The organism is Vibrio sp. 10N.247.311.12 (assembly GCF_041467515.1).
GTDB lineage: Bacteria > Pseudomonadota > Gammaproteobacteria > Enterobacterales > Vibrionaceae > Vibrio > Vibrio crassostreae_C.
This window is the reverse complement of sequence record NZ_JBFSUV010000054.1, coordinates 15,729-36,408: the sequence shown is the minus strand read 5'-3', so window position 1 is coordinate 36,408 and position 20,680 is coordinate 15,729. Positions and strand designations below refer to the sequence as shown.

The window sequence follows — 20,680 nt, the reverse complement described above, 5'->3', positions numbered from 1 at the left end:
TATTCATCAACGAGTGCCCACACAGATTGATAGGTTTAAATTGTTAAAGAGCTTCACTTGTTGAGCGTTCCTTTTAAGTAAGGAGCCTCTCTAAGTGGACGGCCATTCTAGCGAATTAACATTCAGTGTCAAACACTTTTTGAAAATTAATTTTTTGTCGCTTTCCGTCTGACTGATTGTTGCTGAAGCCTTGTGGCGTCTGCCGTCTCAGTGGTGTCGCATTATAGGGAACCCACTCAGCTTAGCAACTACTTTTTCATAAAAAATGAATAAATAGGGGTTAACTGCCTAATAGTTCACCTAAACAGAAAAAAGAGAACATTTCTGCTCTCTTTTCGCTCAAAACCCAAAAGAATTCTTAGATAAATGCGTAAGCATCTGCGTACATATGGTCACGCTTTGCTTCTTTATTCTGAGTAAACAAGTCTCTTGCAGCGCCTGCCATTTCGAAACGACCCGCAATGTAGATATCGAAATCAGCTAATGATTCGAAACTTTGCGTGATTGCTTCTAATACATTACCCGTTTGACCGTGCCAAATTGCAGGTGCTTCTTCTACTACTGGTACAAAATGCACATTGCTGTGTTTTGCTGCAATGTCGGCAAGCTCTTCTTTCGCATACAGCTGACACTCATCTTTTGCACCCCAGTATAGATGAATCTCTTTTTTACTGTTCTGCGCGATGCAGTGATCGAGAATAGAGCGCACGTAGCTAAAGCCAGTACCACCAGCAATTAGTAATAGAGGACGATCGCTTTCTTCTTTAACCCACGCATCACCGTGCGGAGCATCAATAGCTATATCGCCATCTTCAGCTTGCGCTTTCTTCATTGCCTCAACGACTTCTGATGCGTAAGCATTGTGCTCAGCTGCACCAATGTGTAACTCAAGCTCGCCTTCATGGCGACAAGGGCTGCTTGCAATCGAAAATGGACGCTTATCTTTCTCGCCCATTTCAACCATCAGATATTGGCCCGCTTTAAAAGCGACCGGTGTTTCTGGGTGAAGTAGGATTTGGTAAGTATTACAAGCCAAAGGCTCGATAGACTTCACTTTACATTTAATAGTCATGTTCTTCCTCTTACTAACCCTTAATCGGCAAAGGTTAGAACTAAATTACTTTCTGCAAATGCTTGGCAAGCAAAAATCCAGCCTTGTTGCTGCTCTTTCTCTGTGAGTATGGGTTCAAGATGGTAACTCACTTGCCCTTCTAATTTTCTGCACATACACATCGCGCATGCGCCGACTTGGCAACGGTTTGGGAAATAGATATCGCTGTTGAGCGCAGCATCCAAGACCGTTTGCCCTTTTTCTACGGTAAAACTGATGTTTTCTGGGTATAAGACTACTTGGTAGCTCATGAAATTCCTAGCTGTTCCCAGATGCTATCAATCTTTTTAACGACATCAGGATCTTTTGTGATTGGAACACCCCACTCACGCAGGCATTCGCCTTCCCACTTATTGGTCGCATCTAGACCCATTTTTGAGTGTCCTGTTTCATTCTGTAGGAACAACGTATCTCTGGCCGGATCCATTCTTGTGGTCACCGCCCAAATAATGTCATTCCAATCACTCACGTTGACATCGCCGTCACACACGATAACAAACTTGTTCTCATCAAATTGAGACCAAACCGCTTCCATGATTTTCTTACCATTACCTGCAGCTTGCTTATCAATAGACACCACAACCATGCTGGCATTGTCGTTTTGCAGGTGAACATCAATAATTTCAGGATGAACCTTGGTTAACTCAGCCAAGCTACCCTCTATATGTTCACTATTTACAGGTGCTGTTTGGACATCTGGCGATAACGCTAACTCTGCGTCCCACTTCTTAGTGATATCTAGACCCATCTTAGAACCTAACCCAACCACGGGTGAGGCAAAATCCAATGAATCGATCGGCGTGTTCTCTATCATCAGGCTATCGCGTGACGGATCCATATGTTCGCACATCGCTGCGGTTACTTGAGACCAATCACGTGCATTCACATCTTCATCACACACCAGTACAAATTTGGTGTACATGAATTGGCGTAAGAAAGACCATACACCCATCATTACTCGCTTAGCGTGACCTGGGTATTGCTTCTTCATGGTCACTACTGCCATTCGGTACGAACAACCTTCAGGCGGTAAATAGAAATCTTCAATCTCTGGGAACTGCTTTTGAAGAATAGGCACAAATACTTCATTAAGCGCAACACCCAATACCGCAGGCTCATCAGGTGGGCGACCAGTATAGGTGCTGTGATAGATAGGGTTTTCGCGCATGGTTACATGAGTAATAGTAAACACATGGTGCTTTTCTTTCTCGTTATAGTAACCAGTATGATCTCCGTAAGGCCCTTCATCTGCGAATTCATTCGGGTCGATGTAACCTTCCATCACGATTTCTGCACTTGCAGGAACTTCTAAGTCGTTGCTGATTGATTTAACGACCTCAGTTTTACTACCGCGTAGTAAGCCTGCAAACGCGTACTCTGATAAAGTATCCGGCACTGGCGTAACCGCACCAAGAATGGTGGCAGGGTCTGCACCGAACGCAACAGATACTGGAAATGGTTTACCTGGGTTGGTTTCCATCCAATCACGCAGATCCAGTGCTCCACCACGGTGGGCTAACCAACGCATGATGATTTTATTCTTGCCGATCTTCTGCTGACGATAGATACCTAAGTTTTGGCGTTTCTTGTTTGGACCACGAGTAACCGTTAAACCCCATGTTAGCAATGGCGCGACATCGTCAGCCCAACAGCTCATCACAGGGATTTTATCTAGGTCGACGTCATCGCCTTGCCATACCACTTGTTGGCAAGCCGCTTTGCGAAGGCGTTTAGCCGGCATGTTTAAGACTTGCTTAAACACAGGCAGTTTATCAAGAGCGTCTTTAAAGCCTTTTGGTGGCTCAGGTTCTTTTAGGTAAGCAAGCAACTTGCCCACTTCACGCAGTTCTTTGACTTCCTGACGCCCCATACCAATAGCAACACGGTTGGGTGTACCAAATAGGTTGGTCAAAACAGGCATGTCATAGCCTACTGGATTTTCAAACAAAAGAGCCGGGCCACCAGCACGTAGAGTACGGTCGCTAATCTCGGTCATTTCGTAGTCTGGATCGACTGGGTGAGAAATGCGTTTCAACTGACCAATACTTTCAAGATGGTCGATAAAATCACGTAAATCTTTAAAACTCATAGGACTTCTACATGCTGATTATTCTGCGCTCAGTATATCAAAAAGGGTGACGCTGAGATCCCCCTTTTTAGTGTGGTTATTGAGAGGCAAAATCCACTTTACGGTAATGCTTGCTCGATCAAAGAGCTCTTCACCTGAGGGTTATCATTGACGAGATCTTGCAACCATCGCGTATGACCTTGTTTGGCGAGTTCACGCGCGACTAAAGGCGCTTCATCAGCAATCGCCATCCTAGAGACAAGGAACAACTTCACCTCTTCTGATAATGGGTTAACCTTGGTAAGCAAAGTAATCGCTTCATCTTTCAAGCGCGGGTTTTTAGTCGCTGCCATCACCTGTTCAAGCGCGAACGTTTGTTTGGTTTCAGCAAGGCGAACTAGCTCAGCTTGGCTATGATAATCGGCCTTCATTCGCCATAGAATTTTATAAACCTCTGGGTCTTCGCTCACTTGCGCTAATCGAACCACCACCTCAGTAGAAGGTAACCAACTAACAATAGAAGATGCGGTGAGTTGCTTAGTTAGGTAATCAACCGCTTCAGGAGACAAACTGTCTAGCTCTCTGATTAACAATGCTTCTCGTGTTTGAACTTGATGCTCAGATCCAGATAACCACTCTCTTAGGTCGAGTTCTTGTTTCTCTGCATCTAACACAAACACCAGCGTCTTCTGGTCTTGGCGCCACTGTTTGATGAGCCGGTTGGCAATCGAAGGGTAATTAAAGGCAGGTACCGTAAACTCATAACCATCTCCACGCTCTAAAACTTGGTAAGTTGGCGTGATAGCGAGTTGCTGCTCAATGAAGATAGACATCTTGGGGGTGAGGACAATTTGTTGCTGTTCGAGCTTCTTCAAGAGTTGGTAACGAGCCACTTCTTGTTGGGGAAATGTCAGACGCTCAAGCGCGAAGCGCAGCGAATTGACTTCGTCACGTACGACAAGCTCTAGTAGTTCAGCAGTTTTCAGTTTTACTTGATCATTCTCAAGCCAAGACTCTACTGTAAGTGGAGACATCTCGGTGGCATAGCTCATACCAACCGGTGAAAATAACAGTGAAGTAGACAGGAGTAATGATGACAACAGTCCATGTTGCATTTTAACGTCCTTGTAACACTTTTGCTCATTCTGCAAGCTGGCGCTACAAAATGCAAATAAAAAGCGCCACCCGAGGGCAGCGCTTATTAAATACGATCAGCTAATCAATATTACTGACGACGCATTGCGTCAAAGAACTCATCGTTCGTTTTCGTCATTGCTAGCTTGTCGATAAGGAATTCCATTGCGTCGATTTCGCCCATTGGGTGAACAATCTTACGCAGGATCCACATCTTCTGTAGTTCATCGTTCTTGGTAAGAAGCTCTTCACGACGAGTACCAGAGCGGTTGAAATCAATCGCTGGGAATACGCGTTTTTCAGCAATCTTACGGTTAAGGTGCAGTTCCATGTTACCTGTACCTTTGAATTCTTCGTAGATAACTTCATCCATCTTAGAACCAGTATCAACCAGTGCTGTTGCGATGATCGTTAAGCTACCGCCTTCTTCTACGTTACGTGCCGCACCGAAGAAACGCTTTGGACGATGTAGAGCATTCGCATCAACACCACCAGTAAGAACTTTACCTGATGAAGGAATCACAGTGTTGTAAGCACGAGCTAGACGAGTAATAGAATCCAGTAGGATAACTACATCTTTCTTGTGTTCAACAAGGCGCTTCGCTTTCTCGATAACCATTTCTGCAACTTGTACGTGGCGAGATGCTGGCTCATCGAATGTTGAAGCAACTACTTCGCCTTTAACTAGACGCTGCATTTCTGTTACTTCTTCTGGACGCTCATCGATAAGTAGAACCATTAGTTCACACTCAGGATGGTTACGTGCAATGCTTTGAGCAATGTTTTGCAGAAGCATTGTCTTACCCGCTTTAGGCGGAGCAACAATCAGACCACGCTGACCTTTACCAATTGGAGATGCAAGGTCAAGAATACGAGCCGTAATATCTTCAGTCGCACCATTACCCGCTTCCATCACCATACGTTCGTTAGCGTGAAGAGGAGTAAGGTTTTCGAAAAGAATCTTGTTACGTGCGTTGTCTGGCTTGTCGTAGTTAACCGTGTTTACTTTAAGCAGTGCAAAGTAACGCTCACCGTCTTTAGGTGGACGGATTTTACCGCCAATAGAGTCACCTGTACGTAGGTTAAAACGACGAATTTGGCTTGGTGATACGTAGATATCATCTGGGCCAGCCAGGTATGAACTGTCGGCGCTACGTAGGAAACCAAAACCGTCTTGAAGAATTTCTAGAACACCATCACCAAAGATGTCTTCACCACTTTTTGCATGCGCTTTAAGGATGGAGAAGATAATGTCTTGTTTTCTTAGGCGAGCTTGATTTTCAAGACCTAAGCTTTCGCTAAGTTTAACAAGCTCAGACACTGGTCTGTTCTTCAGTTCAGTAAGATTCATAGTGGTGGAAGTTTGTTTAGTCAAAATAGGATCTGTTTTCTTAAGTTAAGAAGGATTTGGTCACAGGATCGACCAAGAAGAGAAATTCGTTCAATTAACGTGCGATAAATTAGCACTAAAACTAAGACTAGTCCATAGCTTAGAAAAAACAAAACCGCGCATTTGTTAACTGCACGGTTTCTTTTCAAATGCTGACCTGATTAAAGGTTAGCGTCTAAGAACTCTTTAAGTTGAGTTTTAGATAATGCACCAACTTTAGTCGCTGCTACGCCGCCATCTTTGAAAAGAAGTAGCGTTGGAATACCGCGAATACCAAACTTTGGTGGAGTACCAGCATTTTGGTCGATATTTAATTTACCGATTGTGAGCTTGCCTTCGTACTCGTCTGCGATTTCATCAAGAATCGGCGCAATCATTTTACATGGACCACACCATTCTGCCCAAAAATCAACAAGAACAGGGCCTGCAGCATTGATTACATCGTTATCAAAACCGTCATCAGTTAGCTGCAAAATCTTATCACTCATCTTCCACTCCAATGTATTTTTTAGAACTGGTTGGATGATAACCAGTAAATAGATGCCCTATTGGAATGTATTTACTTTCGTATTGCAAGCTTAAGCTGATATTCTATAGCAATGAAAAAGACGCATATCACAGAGCAAAAGTTCGCCGACTTGGATTTACTTCCGCAAGTCATTGAAGGATTGGAGAAAAAAGGGTTCGATTATTGTACCCCTATCCAAGCCTTGGCGCTCCCGGTACTGCTCACCGGCCAAGACATTGCAGGCCAGGCCCAAACGGGTACTGGTAAAACGCTTGCGTTTCTTACTGCTACTTTTAACCACCTGCTAAAAACATCTGAGCATGAAGGGCGTAAGCCTAACCAGCCACGTGCGATTATTATGGCACCAACGCGTGAACTCGCGATTCAGATCTACAACGATGCTGACTCTCTGGTTGAAAGCACAGGTATCAAGGCAGCACTTGCTTACGGTGGCGAAAGCTACGACAAGCAACTAGGTAAAATCGAAGAAGGCGCAGATATCTTAATTGGTACGACTGGCCGCATCATCGATTTCTACAAGCAGAAGGTATTTAACCTTAACCACATTCAAGCTGTTGTTCTTGACGAAGCTGATCGCATGTTCGATCTTGGTTTCATCAAAGACATCCGCTTCTTGTTCCGCCGTATGCCTGAGCCAAAAGATCGCCTGAACATGCTGTTCTCTGCGACATTGTCTTACCGCGTACAAGAGCTAGCGTTCGAACACATGCACAACCCAGAGCATGTTGTTGTTGAGCCAGAGCGTAAAACAGGTCACCGCATTCAGGAAGAGCTGTTCTACCCATCAAACGAACACAAAATGGCACTGCTGCAGACTCTAGTTGAAGAAGAGTGGCCAGAGCGCGCTATCATCTTCGCTAACACTAAGCACAAATGTGAGTCTGTTTGGGGTCACCTAGCTGCAGATGGTCACCGTGTTGGCCTGCTAACTGGCGATGTTCCTCAGAAGAAACGTGAAAAGATTCTTGAGCAATTCACTAAAGGTGATGTTGACCTGCTTGTCGCAACCGACGTTGCAGCACGTGGTCTACACATTCCTCAAGTAACACACGTATTCAACTTCGACCTACCTGATGACTGTGAAGATTACGTTCACCGTATCGGCCGTACAGGTCGTGCTGGTGCAAGTGGTCACTCGATCAGCTTTGCTTGTGAAGATTACGCAATCAACTTGCCACCAATCGAAGAATACATTGAGCACGCGATCCCTGTGTCTGACTACGATGCTTCTGCACTGCTAGAAGATCTACCAGCACCATTGCGCTTACGTACACGTAACCCGCAACAACGCCGCTCAAACAACAATGGCCCACGCAACGGGAACCGTAAACCAAACCAGAACCGTCGCCCACGCCAACCGCGTCATAACAAGGAAGCTTAGTCGCTTATGAGTCAAACAGTGTCACCCCCGCTTTACGCTGCAATCGACCTCGGGTCGAACAGTTTTCATATGCTCGTTGTGCGTCATATCGATGGCAGCGTACAAACCATGGCTAAAATTAAGCGCAAAGTGCGTTTAGCTGCAGGCTTAGATGAAAATAATGCGCTTAGTACAGAAGCCATGCAGCGCGGTTGGGACTGTTTGAGTCTCTTTGCAGAGCGACTTCAAGATATTCCGAAAGAAAATATCCGCATTGTCGGTACAGCGACCCTACGTACTGCTATCAATGTGGATATATTTCTAGAGAAAGCGAACCAGATCCTTGGTTACGACATCAATGTTATCTCCGGAGAAGAAGAAGCTGCGACTATCTATAAAGGCGTAGCACACACTTCTGGTGGCAGCGGCCGCCGACTGGTTGTTGATATTGGTGGCGCAAGCACCGAGATGATCATTGGTGAAGGCTTCTCAGCGAAAGCACTAACCAGCCTAAAGATGGGCTGTGTTACTTGGCTTGAGCGCCACTTTAAAAACCGCCAATTAACCGCTACCAACTTTAACAACGCCATTGAAGCGGCGAAGTCGACGTTGGCTCCTATCCTAGATAGCTACACTGATATCGGATGGGATGTGTGTGTGGGCGCCAGCGGTACCGTTCAAGCACTGCAAGAGATCATGTTGGCGCAAGGCATGGATGAAGTGATTACTCATGCCAAACTTAAGCGTCTACAGAAACAAGCGATGATTACTGAGCGCTTGGAAGAGCTAGAAATCGAAGGACTTACCCTTGAACGCGCATTAGTGTTCCCGAGTGGCCTTTCCATTCTTATTGCTATTTTTGAGTTGCTTGAAATAGATTCAATGACACTCGCAGGCGGCGCACTCCGTGAAGGCCTAGCCTACGAGATGGTTGATGAGCTTCGCCAAGAAGATATCCGAGCGCGTACCATTAAGAGTGTTCAATCACGCTACCAAATGGACGTAAGCTACGGTGAACAAGTTGCTGTAGTCGCACAAACGCTGCTAGACCAAGCGGGCGCCGAAGCGTGGGTTTCAGAACCTCAAGCTGGTGTGCTATTGCAAACGGCAGCTAAGCTTCACGAGATTGGTTTAACCATCGATTTCAAAAAAGGCGGTGAGCACAGCGCTTATCTGCTGCAAAACTTAGACCTACCTGGCTTTACTCGAGCGCAAAAGCACTACTTGGGTGAGTTAACTCGTCGCTACCGTGAACAGTTAACCTCATTACCAGAGCAACACGCTATCTCAGGCACCAGCAGCAAGCGTATTTTACGTATTCTGCGTTTAGCTATTTTGCTGACCCACCGTCGTAACCCAGCGCTAGAGCCTGAGTTCAAACTGACGACGAATGACAACAATCTAACCCTAACGCTTTCTAAGCAATGGTTAGCTGACAATCCGCTGACCGCTGCAGAGCTAGAGATCGAGTCGAATAGACAAACCGATATTGGCTGGCCATTGAATATTAAATGCCTCTGATATTAGTATCTGACGCTAGAAATTAAAAAAGCCCAAGTTAGTAGACTAACTTGGGCTTTTTCTTATCGCTGCATTAATGCTTTGTGTTACAAATCTCAAACTTAAGCGTTCACGCCTGTCGCTTTAAAGTCAGGGTTCACTGCGGTTAGCTTTCTAACAATGTAGTTAAGAAGCACGCCGTACATAGGCACGAACAAGCCTAAGCTGATGATAAGTTTGAATCCGTAATCGACTAAGGCAATCTCAGTCCAATGCTCGGCCATAAATGGATCTGGGCTTTGGTAGAAAGCAATCGCAAAGAATGCGATGGTATCAATGGCATTACCGAATAACGTTGAGCATGTTGGGGCTACCCACCACTGTTTAAGCTGACGTAGGCGGTTAAAAACATGTACATCCAAGATCTGACCCAGTAAATAAGCCATGAAGCTCGCCGCGGCGATACGTGCAACAAACAAGTTGAACTCACCTAGTTGGCTAAAGCCTTGGAATGAACCTTCAAAGAACACCACTGACAAGAAATAAGAAACGGCCAGAGCTGGTAGCATCACTAAGAAAATGATTTTACGGGCAAGCTGCGCGCCAAAAATGCGTACGGTCAGATCGGTCGCTAGGAAGATAAACGGGAAAGTGAAAGCACCCCAAGTGGTGTGCATACCGAAGACGGTAAAAGGTAGCTGAACCAGATAGTTGCTTGACGCAATAATCACCAAATGGAACAAAACTAATAGTGCTAAGGCTTTGCGCTGTTGCGCAGGGGTAAAGTTACTCATGCTGTACCTTTTTAGTTTGGTTTGGGGGTGAGGGAACCCAAATCGAGTCATTTCTTCGAATAATCCAAGAAAGCTCTTACCAATAATGTGAATTAAAAAATGTATCTAAAAATTGCTCTGCTGAGCGGCGGGCGATTATACATTAATCAATATTGGCTGCAACGGTGAGAACAAACGCAAACGTTTATTCTCACTTTTATTGGTGAATAGCTCTAGAAGCTGTGTTTTAGAAGAGATGCCAAAAGTTAAAAACCGCGCTTGAAAAGCGTCGCGAGATAATCAAACTCTTCTCGGCTTTCTTCAGCGTTTAACGACTCAAACCAAATTGATTCACTGTAATGTTCGGACTTTAAGAACATTCGGCAATCTTCAAAATCAATCAACCAAGAATGCATATCGGCGTCCCATTGCTTTTCAACAACTGACGCTGACAACAACGCCACCAGCTTTTCACCTAGCACTTCATAAGAATCAAAATCAAAACTTGGAGACGTAATCAATAAACGCCCTTCCTCAGCTAAATACTCTCTTAAGCCAAATTCTGTTTGTGTTGTCATGTCCCTATCAACCTTATTCTTTTTCTATTAGTTAGACGTTTCTCGCAAACTAGCCGTGTGTGGTGATGTGTTCTTGAATCAGATCTAGGAATGGGTCTGCGTACTTATCCAGTTTACGTTGACCGACACCGTTGACTGCCAGCATTTCTCCGTATGAAGTAGGCAGTATTTCAGCCATATCAATCAAGGTCGCATCACTGAATACCACATAAGGTGGCAAGCCATCTTCATCAGCAATCGACTTACGCAGCTTTCGCAGCTTCGCAAACAACTTCTTATCGTAGTTCTTACTGCTCAGTTTATCGGACTTCGCATTACGCACCGCGGTATCTAAACGAGGTACAGCCAACTCCAAAGACATCTCACCACGCAGCAGCGGACGGGCTTCTTCTGTTAGCTGTAATGTCGAGTTACGAGTGATGTTTTGGAACAACAAACCTTTATGAATCAGCTGACGGAAGATACTGATCCAGTAATCGTGGCTATGGTCGCGGCCAATACCGTAGGTAGACAGCTTATCGTGACCATTATCGCGGACACGGATATTCTGCATACCACGCATCACTTCGACCACGTAGCCCATACCAAACGACTGATTCACGCGGTACACACAAGACAACGCCTTTTGCGCTTCTTGAGTCGCATCAAAATGCTTGGGTGGATCGAGGCAGATATCGCAGTTGCCACATTGCTTCTCACGATACTCACCAAAGTAGTTAAGCAGAACCTGACGACGACAGGTTTGCGCTTCTGCAAAAGCACTCATCGCGTTCAACTTGTGCATCTCAACCTGTTTTTGCGGGCCTTCTTCTTTCTCATCCAGCATACGACGCAGCCAACCCATATCGGCCGGGTCAAACAGCATCATCGCTTCAGCAGGTAAACCATCACGACCTGCACGGCCAGTCTCTTGATAGTAAGACTCGATATTGCGTGGGATATCAAAGTGCACCACAAAGCGTACGTTGGGTTTGTTGATGCCCATACCGAAGGCAACAGTCGCGACCACGATCTGAATATCATCGCGTTGGAAGGCTTCTTGAACGTAAGCACGCTCATCGGTGTCCATACCAGCGTGATAACCCGCGGCGCGAATACCGTTATTGCATAGCTTCTCGGTCACCATCTCCACTTTCTTACGGCTACCACAGTAGATGATGCCGCAATTGCCCTTTTGTGTTTCTAGGTAGCGAACCACCTGTGACACGGGTTTGTGCTTCTCAACCAAGTTGTAGCGAATATTAGGGCGATCAAAGCTGCCTAAGTAAGTGTGCGGATCCAGGAGTTGCAAACGCGAGATAATATCTTTACGCGTGGCATCATCAGCGGTTGCTGTGAGCGCCATGTAAGGCACATGCGGAAAATATTGTTTAAGCTGACCTAATGATGCGTATTCAGGGCGGAAGTCGTGACCCCATTGAGAGATACAGTGCGCTTCATCCACCGCAATCATCGAAAGCGGTAAGCCTTGAAGACGTTCGATAAAGTCACGCATCAACACACGCTCTGGTGACACATACACCATTTTCAGCTGACCTGAATTCATACGATTGAACACATTCAGCAATTGGTCACGTGGCATTGAAGAGTTAATACACTCAGCGGCAACACCGTTGGCCTTCAGTTGGTCGACTTGGTCTTTCATCAACGAGATCAGCGGCGAGATAACCAGAGTCAGTCCTTCACGAACCAAAGCCGGAATTTGGTAACACAGAGATTTACCACCACCGGTTGGCATAATCACCAAGCTGTCTTTGCCTTCAACGGCCAAATCAATGACCTCTTGCTGACCATCGCGAAAGCTTTGATAGCCAAACACATCTTGCAAGATGGTTTGCGCATCATTCGCGGGAGTTGGTATTTGCTCAGCAATCAGAGTGGCGGTCATTGTGGTTCCTAATCGAGGTATGAAATCAGCAAGCATCTTCGGCAAGCAAGTCGCACATTGTAGAGGGGAACGCTGGCGAATTAAACCGCAAATTGTTAGGTGAAAAGGGTTATCGCTCCTATACTGACCAACTCTCTTATAAATCTTATTAATAAGCACTCAGTGCTAGAGAAAGATGCATGACACAGGAAGAACAACAACGTACGCGCCAAGGAGTTTTGCTTGCCGTCGGTGCCTACACAATGTGGGGTATCGCCCCTATATATTTCAAATCTTTAAGTGATGTTTCCCCGCTAGAGATCCTCAGCCACCGTGTAGTATGGTCTTTTTTCCTACTCGCTTTCTTACTACACATTGGCCGCAGCTGGCGTAAAGTCCGTGACACCCTGACCTCAAAACCAAAAATGCTCTATTTGGTAGCGACGTCTATTTTGGTGGGTGCAAATTGGCTGATCTTTATCTGGGCGGTGAATTCCAATCACATGCTCGACGCCAGTTTGGGGTATTACATCAACCCGCTGATTAACGTATTACTCGGAATGCTCTTCCTCGGCGAACGCTTACGTAAGCTGCAATGGTTTGCTGTGGCTCTGGCTGCGATTGGCGTATTAATCCAATTAATTGCCTTCGGCTCAGTACCGATCGTCGCCATTGCCCTAGCCTTTAGCTTTGGCTTTTATGGCTTGCTGCGTAAGAAAGTCAGCTTAGAAGCACAAACGGGTTTGTTCATTGAAACTCTGGTGATGCTGCCTCTCGCCGCAACCTACTTACTGTTTATTGCCGATAGCCCGACCTCAAACCTATCGATGAACCCGATGCAACTCAACCTGTTACTGGTTGCGGCAGGTGTGATTACAACGGTTCCATTACTGTGTTTTACTGGCGCTGCAACTCGCTTGAAGCTATCAACACTCGGTTTCTTCCAGTACATAGGTCCAAGCTTGATGTTCTTACTGGCGGTTCTGATCTACGGCGAAGCCTTTACCTCAGATAAAGCGATCACCTTTGCTTTCATATGGGGAGCACTGGTTATTTTCAGCTTTGATGGCCTGCGTAACAACAAGAAGAACAAACGCGCTAAACAGTGATATTGATCGTTTTTTACAAGACAATTCCTTAATACGCAGATAAGCTTGGTTGAATTGATGACTATTTGACCAAGCTTTTTTGTACCATGGATAAAGTCCACTACTACTCTACCCCAACAGAAGATATCAGCCTGATCCAAGCTCAATACCAAGAGTTTGCCTTTCAGCGTCACTATCATTTGGACTTTCACATCGGCTTAATTACCCAAGGGCAGCAAAAATTCGCCTATAAAGGGACAAGCCATCATGTCGGTGCAGGCCAAGTTGTTATCATGCCACCAGATGAGCTGCATGATGGGCACTCCAAACTCGATTCGGGTTATCAAGTCAGTGTGTTTGCAGTTTCTCCCCAGTGGTTTCAAGATCTTGCCGATCCCAAGCTAAATGGTCACACATTAGGCTTTTCTGAGTTGATCCTCTCCGATCAGGCTGCGTTTTTACAATTACGTAACTTACACGGTCTGTTAATCAATCAAAACATCAGCCAACTCGCTCAAGATTGCTTACCATTCGAGGGATTCTCGACGATTGTCGATCGTTATGCCAAATTTGGATCGAAGAGCGACATTAAACTGGGCAATCAATCGATTGATACACTCAAAGACTATTTGATGGCGAATTTGGATCAGCCCGTACGATTAGAACAACTGTCTGAGCTGTGCGGCTTAACCACAACTCAATTCCAACGCCACTTTAAGAACAGAATGGGCATCACCCCTTATGCGTGGCTGAGCCGTTTACGTATGGAACAGAGCATGCGCCTGATTAAATCTGGGATCTGTGGCACTAAGGTCGCGTACCAAGTAGGCTTCTATGATCAAGCACACTTCTCCAAAGCATTCAAAACCACATTCGGCGTACCACCCTCACAAATCAACTAGTGTTGATAATTTACAATTGCTCGATTTCAAATCGCGGTAAGCTACGCTCAATACGATTACTTATTTAAAATAGCGGCAACGTTATTGAGAACTGACATGAACGAAGTCACCATACTGATCACCCTCGCCTCTATCCATTTCATCGCTTTGATGAGCCCGGGCCCAGACTTTGCGTTAGTCGTGCAAAATGCGACACGCCACGGCAGACAAACAGGCTTGTACATTGCGCTTGGTTTATCTTGCGGGATCTTACTGCATTCGTTACTGAGCCTGACGGGAATCAGTTACCTAGTCCACCAGCAACCAACCCTATTTGCCATTATCCAGTTGGCTGGCGGTAGCTACTTGCTGTACTTAGGCTACGGTGCACTTAAAGCAACCTGGCAAATCATTCAGAACCACGACGATGACGACGATACCGTCAATGCCAAAGATCTGATTCTGACCAACAAGCGTCAGGCATTTTCGAAAGGGTTTGCGACCAATATTCTCAACCCAAAAGCTTTGGTGTTCTTTATTAGCTTGATGTCGAGCTTAGTGCCTGCCGACATGTCTCTATCAGGTAAAGGCTTTGCGCTTATTATCTTGTTTGGTCTGTCTCTGTTTTGGTTTTCACTACTGGCGTGGATGCTTTCGACTAAGGCTCTACAGAAGAAACTTAGCGAAGCAACGGTATACATCGATGGCTTATGTGGCGTGGTATTCAGCCTGATTGGCGCGAGTATTCTTTGGCAGTCGCTGTCCGGTTTAATCGCTTAAATTCGAATCAAGATTACAATTCGTTAACAACGCACTGGCTATCTAATCTTTCCGCTGCCAATCTAGCTCTGCATATTAAAAGGAGAAGATCATGCAGTGGAAAACAAAACTAACAACCCTCGCCACTTCTACCCTACTTTTTGCCTCTCACGTCAGTTGGGCAAATCAAGCTGCCGATTCCGTCGCACCCGAACAAAGTAGTGGTTTAGAAACCAAACAACTCGTTAAAGCCAACGATTGGATGGTCACCGCAGCCAACCCTCTTGCAACACAAGCCGGTGCTGATGTACTTGCCCGTGGTGGTAACGCAATTGACGCCATGGTTGCCGTGCAGCTTATGCTTGGCTTAGTGGAACCTCAGTCATCAGGTATTGGTGGCGGCGCGTTCCTTGTCTATTTTGATGGCAAAGACAAACAGCTCAAGACCTACGATGGCCGTGAAACTGCGCCACTTGATGCCACCCCACGTCTATTCCAAGACGAAAACGGACAACCGCTTAAATTCTATGATGCCGTGGTTGGCGGTCGTTCTGTTGCCACGCCGGGCACGGTGCAATTGCTGTGGGACACTCACCAGAAATACGGCAAGCTCGAATGGGCATCACTGATTAAACCTATCGCTCAGTTAGCTGAAGAAGGTTTTACTATCAGTCCACGTTTAGCCACCTTGATTGAAAACGACCAAGAACGTCTGAGCCGCTTTGCGACAACTAAAGCCTACTTCTTCAATGCCGATGGCAGCCCGAAAGCCGCTGGCACGCAACTTAAGAACCCTGAATACGCGGCAACGTTACACGCTATCTCGAAGGATGGTGCTAAAGCTTTCTACCAAGGTGAGATTTCTGCCGACATCATTAACACAGTACAAACAGCGAAAGGTAACCCGGGCGTATTGGCACAGAAAGATTTCGACGCCTATTCGATCAAGCAGCGCGAACCGGTTTGTTCTGCTTATGAAAGCTACGATATTTGCGGAATGGGGCCACCAAGTTCAGGTGCGTTAACGGTTGGACAAATCCTTGCAATGACTGAGCAGTTTGACCTCAAATCATGGGGGCCAAACGACGCAAAATCTTGGCAAGTGTTAGCAGACGCTTCTCGCTTAGCCTTTGCAGACCGTGGTATGTACATGGCAGACCAAGATTATGTGCCTATGCCAACCCAAGGGTTAGTGAATACTGACTATTTGCAGGAGCGTGCTCAGTTAATTACCGCAGGTAAGGCATTAGACAGCGCACCTTCAGGCACCCCACCGTGGGATCATGCGATGCAGAGAAGCCAAGATGTTTCTATTGAGTTGCCGTCCACCAGCCACTTCAACATTGTCGATAGTGATGGCAATGTCGTATCGATGACTACCACTATTGAGAATGCCTTTGGCTCACGTTTGATGGTTAGAGGTTTCCTACTCAATAACGAACTAACCGACTTCTCATTCAAGACTCATAACGATGGCAAACCTATCGCGAACCGACTTGAACCGGGTAAGCGCCCACGTTCTTCAATGGCACCGACCATCATCATGCAAGACGATAAACCTTACATGGCAATTGGCTCTCCGGGAGGCAGCCGTATCATAGGTTATGTGGCACAAGCGATCATTGCTCACACCCAATGGGACATGGATATCCAACAAGCGATCAACCAACCACACTTCCTAAATCGCTTCGGTACCTTAGATTTGGAAAAAGGAACATCAGCGGAAAACTTCAAACCTGAGCTAGAAAAGATGGGATTTGAGGTCAACGTTCGCGATCTTAACTCGGGTTTACACGCTATTCGCATCACAAAAGATGGTCTAGAAGGTGCTGCAGACCCTCGCCGTGAAGGTGCAGCTATTGGCCAATAGGGAATAATCCTCCCTTTTTACTCGCAGCCTTGTGCGAGATCTCTCACAAGGCAGTGAGTAAATATCGATATTTGATGACGAAATTAGTCACCCACAAACCGTAACCGATTGAAATTAAACAATACGTACATTTATCATTCAAATAATTATATAGAAATTCGCTTATGCACCATTGCTGATAAATAAGGAATCGGTAATATGAATGGTGTCGGAAGGATGCTGACACGGAACAGGAAACGCCAAGGACTTGGTTATCTTCAGGATGAAGATTCGATTACTCAGGATGAATAATCGGCATGGATAGCGAAATGGACATTGAATGGACGCAATAGTAACTAGGATGGTTGCTACTAAGGAAAGACAATGGACACCTCTGGACGAGGAAAGGACTGAACATCAGGATGATGTAAAGGACACCGCTCAAGGAACAAGTGACGCGCGCTAACGAGGATTGTTGGCAGATCAGGATAAGATCAAGGACACCGCTAGGAAGGCGACGAAAGGAATACGCTGAAGGATAACAGCACACTATCATGGATTTGATGCATGGAGCACACTTAGTAGCCGGATTGCTGCGAGTAAGACTATAGACCCCGATGAGCGCAAGCTCTCGGGGTTTTTCTTTATCTGTCGCTTCACTTATCCCTCTCTCAATCAAGTAAATCAAAGACCTTTGATTACAATTCGGACATTTAAAGCATTCACTTCTTAACCACTTCAGAGTAACGTAAGTCGAACTAGGCTCAACTAGTTTCATAACCATAATTAAACTAAGGACAATTCATGTCACACGTTACCTTCAAAGGCGCTGCTGTACCGCTAACAGGCACATTCCCACAAACTGGCGAACAAGCACCAAGCTTTGCACTTGCTGCAGGCGATCTTTCTGAACTGACTCTTGCTTCTCTTGAAGGCAAGAAAGTGGTTCTAAACATCTTCCCAAGCATCGACACAGCAACTTGTGCAACGAGCGTACGTACGTTCAACGCAAAAGCGGCAGAACTTGAGAACACGGTTGTTGTTTGTATTTCTGCTGACCTACCATTTGCTGCGGGTCGCTTCTGCGAACTAGAAGGCATTGAAGGCGTTCAACACGCTTCGACTTTCCGTTCTCCTACATTCGCATCAGACTACGGCGTAGCGATTGCTGAAGGTCCGCTATCAGGCCTAACTACACGTGCAGTTGTCGTTGTTGATGAAAAAGGTGTGGTAACACACAGCGAGTTGGTTGCAGAGATCACTGAAGAACCAAACTACGAAGCGGCACTTGCAGCACTGTAAGTCTCCTTTCTAGGCAGGAATGCCTTAAGCTCGGAACCTGCCTATTTAGACTGGTTTCGAGCAATAAAAAAGAGCAGCCATTGGCTGCTCTTTCTGTTTTTAATGCGGATTACTTTTGAATGCTGAACGGTTTTTAAAGACCAAACTGCTTTTTAGATATTAAAGTAGCAGATTAAAGCTGTTCTAAACGCGCGTAAGCCGTCACTAACCACTTGATGCCTTCACCGTTAAACGCGACTTGAACTCGGCTTTGCGGGCCACTTCCTTCAAAGTTGATGATAGTACCTTCACCAAACTTAGGGTGCTTCACGCGAGAGCCCAAGCTAAAGCCTGTTTCATTGAAGTTCTCTTTCACAGCGGTTTGGCTAAAGCGACCACTGCTTGCAGGGCGGCTGACTTGCGCTTTCATACGCACTTCATCCAGACAGGTTTCTGGCAGCTCACGAATAAAACGTGATGGCTTATGATATTTGTCCTGACCGTACAGACGACGCATCTCAGCATAAGTGATGTAAAGCTTCTCCATCGCACGGGTCATGCCTACGTAACACAGGCGACGCTCTTCTTCTAAACGCCCCGCTTCTTCGGCCGACATCTGGCTTGGGAACATGCCTTCTTCGACACCCACCATGAACACCATTGGAAACTCTAGGCCTTTAGCACTGTGCAAAGTCATTAACTGAACCGCATCGTCAAACTCATCGGCCTGACCTTCACCCGCTTCCAAAGCTGCGTGAGTTAAGAACGCCGTCAGCATGCTCATCTCATCCGCTTCTTCCGGCTTTTCAAACTGGCGCGTTGCCGTTACCAATTCTTCCAAGTTCTCGATACGTGCCTTCGACTTCTCACCCTTCTCTTGCTCGTACATCGCAAACAGACCCGACGATTTAATCACGTGGTCGGTTTGTTCATGCAGGCTAAGTTCTAACGTGTCATCTTCAAGCGCATTAATCAGCTCGATAAAGCGACTCAATGCACCCGCAGCACGACCGGGTAGCACTTGCTCCTCTATCAAAGCAACACTGGCTTCCCACATGGTTGCACCACGATCACGAGCGGCAAGACGAATCGTTTCTAACGTTTTATCACCCAAGCCACGCGTTGGCGTATTAACCACACGTTCAAACGCGGCATCATTACTGCGATTACTCATTAAGCGCATGTAGCTCAAGGCATCTCTGATTTCTTGACGCTCGAAGAATCGCATACCGCCGTAGATTCGGTAAGGTAGACCACCTTGAATCAAAGCTTCTTCAAGAACTCGAGATTGGGCGTTATTACGATAAAGCATCGCGGTATCTTCTAACGCACCGCCTTTCTCTTGCCACTCTTTGATTTTGCTAACCGTGAAACGTGCTTCATCTAACTCGTTATAAGCTGAGTACACAGAGATTGGCTCGCCATCGTTGCCATCAGTCCACAGCTCTTTACCCATACGCTCGGTGTTGTTCGAGATAAGCTCGTTCGACGCCTGCAGAATGGTTTTGGTTGAACGGTAGTTTTGTTCAAGTCGAACCGTCGAAGCACCTGGGAATTCATCCAAGAACTTCTGAATATTTTCGATCTTCGCACCACGCCAACCATAGATAGATTGGTCATCATCGCCTACGATCATCACGCGACAATCTGGGCCAGCCATCATGCGAAGCCAAGCGTATTGGATGTTGTTGGTATCTTGGAATTCGTCGACAAGGATATGCTTAAAGCGTGCTTGGTAGTGCTCTCGGATGTGTTTCTTATCGCGTAATAGCTCATGCGATCTCAGCAAGATTTCCGCAAAGTCGACCAAGCCAGCACGGTCACATGCTTCTTGGTAAGCAGAATAGATCTTTAACCACGTTTGAGTTATTGGATCATGGTAGGCGTCAATGTGACTTGGGCGTAATCCCTCGTCTTTCTTACCATTGATCCACCAAGAAGCTTGCTTGGCAGGCCACTGCTTTTCATCAAGGTTTTGCGCCTTGATTAAGCGGCGTAGCAAACGAATCTGATCATCAGAATCAATGATCTGGAAATCTTCTGGCAGTTTTGCATCTAGGTAGTGAGCACGAAGGATGCGGTGACAAATACCGTGGAAGGTGCCGTTCCACATGCCTGACGAACTACCCATCATCAACTCTTCAATACGACCACGCATCTCTGCTGCCGCTTTGTTGGTGAAGGTAACCGACATAATAGAGAACGGCGATGCTTGCTCTACGCTTTGCAGCCAAGCAATACGATGCACCAACACTCGCGTTTTACCACTGCCTGCACCTGCCAGAATAAGTAGGTTTTCTAAAGGTGCCGCGACCGCCTCACGTTGTTTATCGTTTAGGCCATCGAGTAAAAGCGAAGGATCTATCATTGGATATGCTCACTACTGGGTATTTATACATAAAAGTTGATTATAACCTAAACACTAGGCTGCGTTTAGGATAATAAGAAGAAAAAACAATCAAAAATTAACATCATTAATTCAATAACTTAAGAGATGAAACATCATTAATAT

Annotated in this window: 17 protein-coding genes; 7 read left to right on the top strand and 10 right to left on the bottom strand. The window is 46.0% G+C overall.

The genetic code is table 11. The features are described 5' to 3' along the window. Positions 1–358: 358 nt before the first annotated feature. The 6 genes from fre to trxA all read right to left on the bottom strand — a co-directional run bounded on the left by fre (position 359) and on the right by trxA (position 6,191). A complete protein-coding gene (gene fre / locus AB6E30_RS19750) occupies positions 359–1,072 on the bottom strand; it encodes an NAD(P)H-flavin reductase (RefSeq protein ID WP_065679794.1) in 714 nt (237 codons plus the stop codon). 20 nt (positions 1,073–1,092) lie between these two features. Continuing rightward, positions 1,093–1,362: a 2Fe-2S iron-sulfur cluster-binding protein gene (locus AB6E30_RS19745; RefSeq protein WP_017077769.1), complete on the bottom strand. Its 270-nt coding sequence runs from the start codon at positions 1,360–1,362 to the stop codon at positions 1,093–1,095. Continuing rightward, positions 1,359–3,200: a 4-hydroxy-3-polyprenylbenzoate decarboxylase gene (ubiD, locus tag AB6E30_RS19740; protein ID WP_136974956.1), complete on the bottom strand. Its 1,842-nt coding sequence runs from the start codon at positions 3,198–3,200 to the stop codon at positions 1,359–1,361. Before ubiD ends, AB6E30_RS19745 begins: the two co-directional genes overlap by 4 nt. Before the next feature lie 98 nt (positions 3,201–3,298). After that, positions 3,299–4,294: a hypothetical protein gene (locus tag AB6E30_RS19735; protein ID WP_372104965.1), complete on the bottom strand. Its 996-nt coding sequence runs from the start codon at positions 4,292–4,294 to the stop codon at positions 3,299–3,301. A 110-nt stretch (positions 4,295–4,404) separates the two neighbouring features. Next, positions 4,405–5,664 (bottom strand): transcription termination factor Rho, encoded by a 1,260-nt coding sequence (gene rho / locus AB6E30_RS19730; protein WP_017062978.1) that lies wholly within the window; start codon positions 5,662–5,664, stop codon positions 4,405–4,407. A gap of 200 nt (positions 5,665–5,864) precedes the next feature. Next, positions 5,865–6,191 carry a thioredoxin TrxA gene (trxA, locus tag AB6E30_RS19725; RefSeq protein WP_010440700.1) on the bottom strand — a complete coding sequence of 109 codons (327 nt, stop codon included), beginning with the start codon at positions 6,189–6,191 and terminating at the stop codon, positions 5,865–5,867. 111 nt (positions 6,192–6,302) lie between these two features. Between trxA and rhlB the strand changes: the two genes are divergently transcribed. After that, the gene (rhlB, locus tag AB6E30_RS19720) at positions 6,303–7,613 is read left to right on the top strand and encodes an ATP-dependent RNA helicase RhlB (RefSeq protein ID WP_017062979.1); all 1,311 of its coding nucleotides are present in this window, start codon (positions 6,303–6,305) and stop codon (positions 7,611–7,613) included. A gap of 6 nt (positions 7,614–7,619) precedes the next feature. After that, positions 7,620–9,113, top strand: coding sequence for a guanosine-5'-triphosphate,3'-diphosphate diphosphatase (gene gppA / locus AB6E30_RS19715; RefSeq protein WP_017062980.1), 1,494 nt, complete (start codon positions 7,620–7,622; stop codon positions 9,111–9,113). 101 nt (positions 9,114–9,214) lie between these two features. Here gppA and AB6E30_RS19710 read toward each other — a convergent pair whose 3' ends face one another. The 3 genes from AB6E30_RS19710 to recQ form a co-directional block, all read right to left on the bottom strand. Beyond that, the gene (locus tag AB6E30_RS19710) at positions 9,215–9,886 is read right to left on the bottom strand and encodes a 7-cyano-7-deazaguanine/7-aminomethyl-7-deazaguanine transporter (protein ID WP_017061333.1); all 672 of its coding nucleotides are present in this window, start codon (positions 9,884–9,886) and stop codon (positions 9,215–9,217) included. A 245-nt stretch (positions 9,887–10,131) separates the two neighbouring features. Further along, positions 10,132–10,443 carry a DUF3630 family protein gene (locus AB6E30_RS19705; protein ID WP_017061332.1) on the bottom strand — a complete coding sequence of 104 codons (312 nt, stop codon included), beginning with the start codon at positions 10,441–10,443 and terminating at the stop codon, positions 10,132–10,134. Between the two features lie 49 nt (positions 10,444–10,492). Further along, positions 10,493–12,331, bottom strand: a complete 1,839-nt coding sequence (gene recQ, locus AB6E30_RS19700; RefSeq protein WP_017065746.1) for an ATP-dependent DNA helicase RecQ — start codon at positions 12,329–12,331, stop codon at positions 10,493–10,495. A gap of 179 nt (positions 12,332–12,510) precedes the next feature. Between recQ and rarD the strand changes: the two genes are divergently transcribed. From rarD to tpx, 5 genes are all read left to right on the top strand, one after another. Further along, entirely contained in the window at positions 12,511–13,419 is a 909-nt protein-coding gene (gene rarD, locus AB6E30_RS19695; RefSeq protein WP_017061330.1) for an EamA family transporter RarD, read from the top strand. Positions 13,420–13,505: 86 nt separating this feature from the next. Next, positions 13,506–14,300 (top strand): AraC family transcriptional regulator, encoded by a 795-nt coding sequence (locus AB6E30_RS19690; RefSeq protein ID WP_372104963.1) that lies wholly within the window; start codon positions 13,506–13,508, stop codon positions 14,298–14,300. Between the two features lie 96 nt (positions 14,301–14,396). Further along, positions 14,397–15,059: a LysE family translocator gene (locus AB6E30_RS19685; protein WP_017061328.1), complete on the top strand. Its 663-nt coding sequence runs from the start codon at positions 14,397–14,399 to the stop codon at positions 15,057–15,059. Positions 15,060–15,150: 91 nt separating this feature from the next. After that, positions 15,151–16,908 (top strand): gamma-glutamyltransferase, encoded by a 1,758-nt coding sequence (gene ggt, locus AB6E30_RS19680; protein WP_017062985.1) that lies wholly within the window; start codon positions 15,151–15,153, stop codon positions 16,906–16,908. A gap of 783 nt (positions 16,909–17,691) precedes the next feature. Next, positions 17,692–18,189, top strand: a complete 498-nt coding sequence (gene tpx / locus AB6E30_RS19675) for a thiol peroxidase (RefSeq protein ID WP_136977131.1) — start codon at positions 17,692–17,694, stop codon at positions 18,187–18,189. 172 nt (positions 18,190–18,361) lie between these two features. Here the strand turns inward: tpx and uvrD are convergent, their stop codons facing one another. Then, entirely contained in the window at positions 18,362–20,536 is a 2,175-nt protein-coding gene (gene uvrD / locus AB6E30_RS19670; RefSeq protein WP_017061325.1) for a DNA helicase II, read from the bottom strand. Positions 20,537–20,680: the final 144 nt, after the last annotated feature.

Excerpts from the sequence above, each read along its gene's own strand:
- AB6E30_RS19745 (WP_017077769.1), bottom strand. The coding sequence starts at position 1,362 with ATGAGCTACCAAGTAGTCTTATACCCAGAAAACATCAGTTTTACCGTA.
- rho (WP_017062978.1), bottom strand. The coding sequence starts at position 5,664 with ATGAATCTTACTGAACTGAAGAACAGACCAGTGTCTGAGCTTGTTAAA.
- uvrD (WP_017061325.1), bottom strand. The coding sequence starts at position 20,536 with ATGATAGATCCTTCGCTTTTACTCGATGGCCTAAACGATAAACAACGT.
- gppA (WP_017062980.1), top strand. The coding sequence starts at position 7,620 with ATGAGTCAAACAGTGTCACCCCCGCTTTACGCTGCAATCGACCTCGGG.
- AB6E30_RS19710 (WP_017061333.1), bottom strand. The coding sequence starts at position 9,886 with ATGAGTAACTTTACCCCTGCGCAACAGCGCAAAGCCTTAGCACTATTA.
- recQ (WP_017065746.1), bottom strand. The coding sequence starts at position 12,331 with ATGACCGCCACTCTGATTGCTGAGCAAATACCAACTCCCGCGAATGAT.
- fre (WP_065679794.1), bottom strand. The coding sequence starts at position 1,072 with ATGACTATTAAATGTAAAGTGAAGTCTATCGAGCCTTTGGCTTGTAAT.
- tpx (WP_136977131.1), top strand. The coding sequence starts at position 17,692 with ATGTCACACGTTACCTTCAAAGGCGCTGCTGTACCGCTAACAGGCACA.
- rhlB (WP_017062979.1), top strand. The coding sequence starts at position 6,303 with ATGAAAAAGACGCATATCACAGAGCAAAAGTTCGCCGACTTGGATTTA.
- ubiD (WP_136974956.1), bottom strand. The coding sequence starts at position 3,200 with ATGAGTTTTAAAGATTTACGTGATTTTATCGACCATCTTGAAAGTATT.
- trxA (WP_010440700.1), bottom strand. The coding sequence starts at position 6,191 with ATGAGTGATAAGATTTTGCAGCTAACTGATGACGGTTTTGATAACGAT.
- AB6E30_RS19690 (WP_372104963.1), top strand. The coding sequence starts at position 13,506 with ATGGATAAAGTCCACTACTACTCTACCCCAACAGAAGATATCAGCCTG.
- AB6E30_RS19735 (WP_372104965.1), bottom strand. The coding sequence starts at position 4,294 with ATGCAACATGGACTGTTGTCATCATTACTCCTGTCTACTTCACTGTTA.
- AB6E30_RS19685 (WP_017061328.1), top strand. The coding sequence starts at position 14,397 with ATGAACGAAGTCACCATACTGATCACCCTCGCCTCTATCCATTTCATC.
- ggt (WP_017062985.1), top strand. The coding sequence starts at position 15,151 with ATGCAGTGGAAAACAAAACTAACAACCCTCGCCACTTCTACCCTACTT.
- rarD (WP_017061330.1), top strand. The coding sequence starts at position 12,511 with ATGACACAGGAAGAACAACAACGTACGCGCCAAGGAGTTTTGCTTGCC.
- AB6E30_RS19705 (WP_017061332.1), bottom strand. The coding sequence starts at position 10,443 with ATGACAACACAAACAGAATTTGGCTTAAGAGAGTATTTAGCTGAGGAA.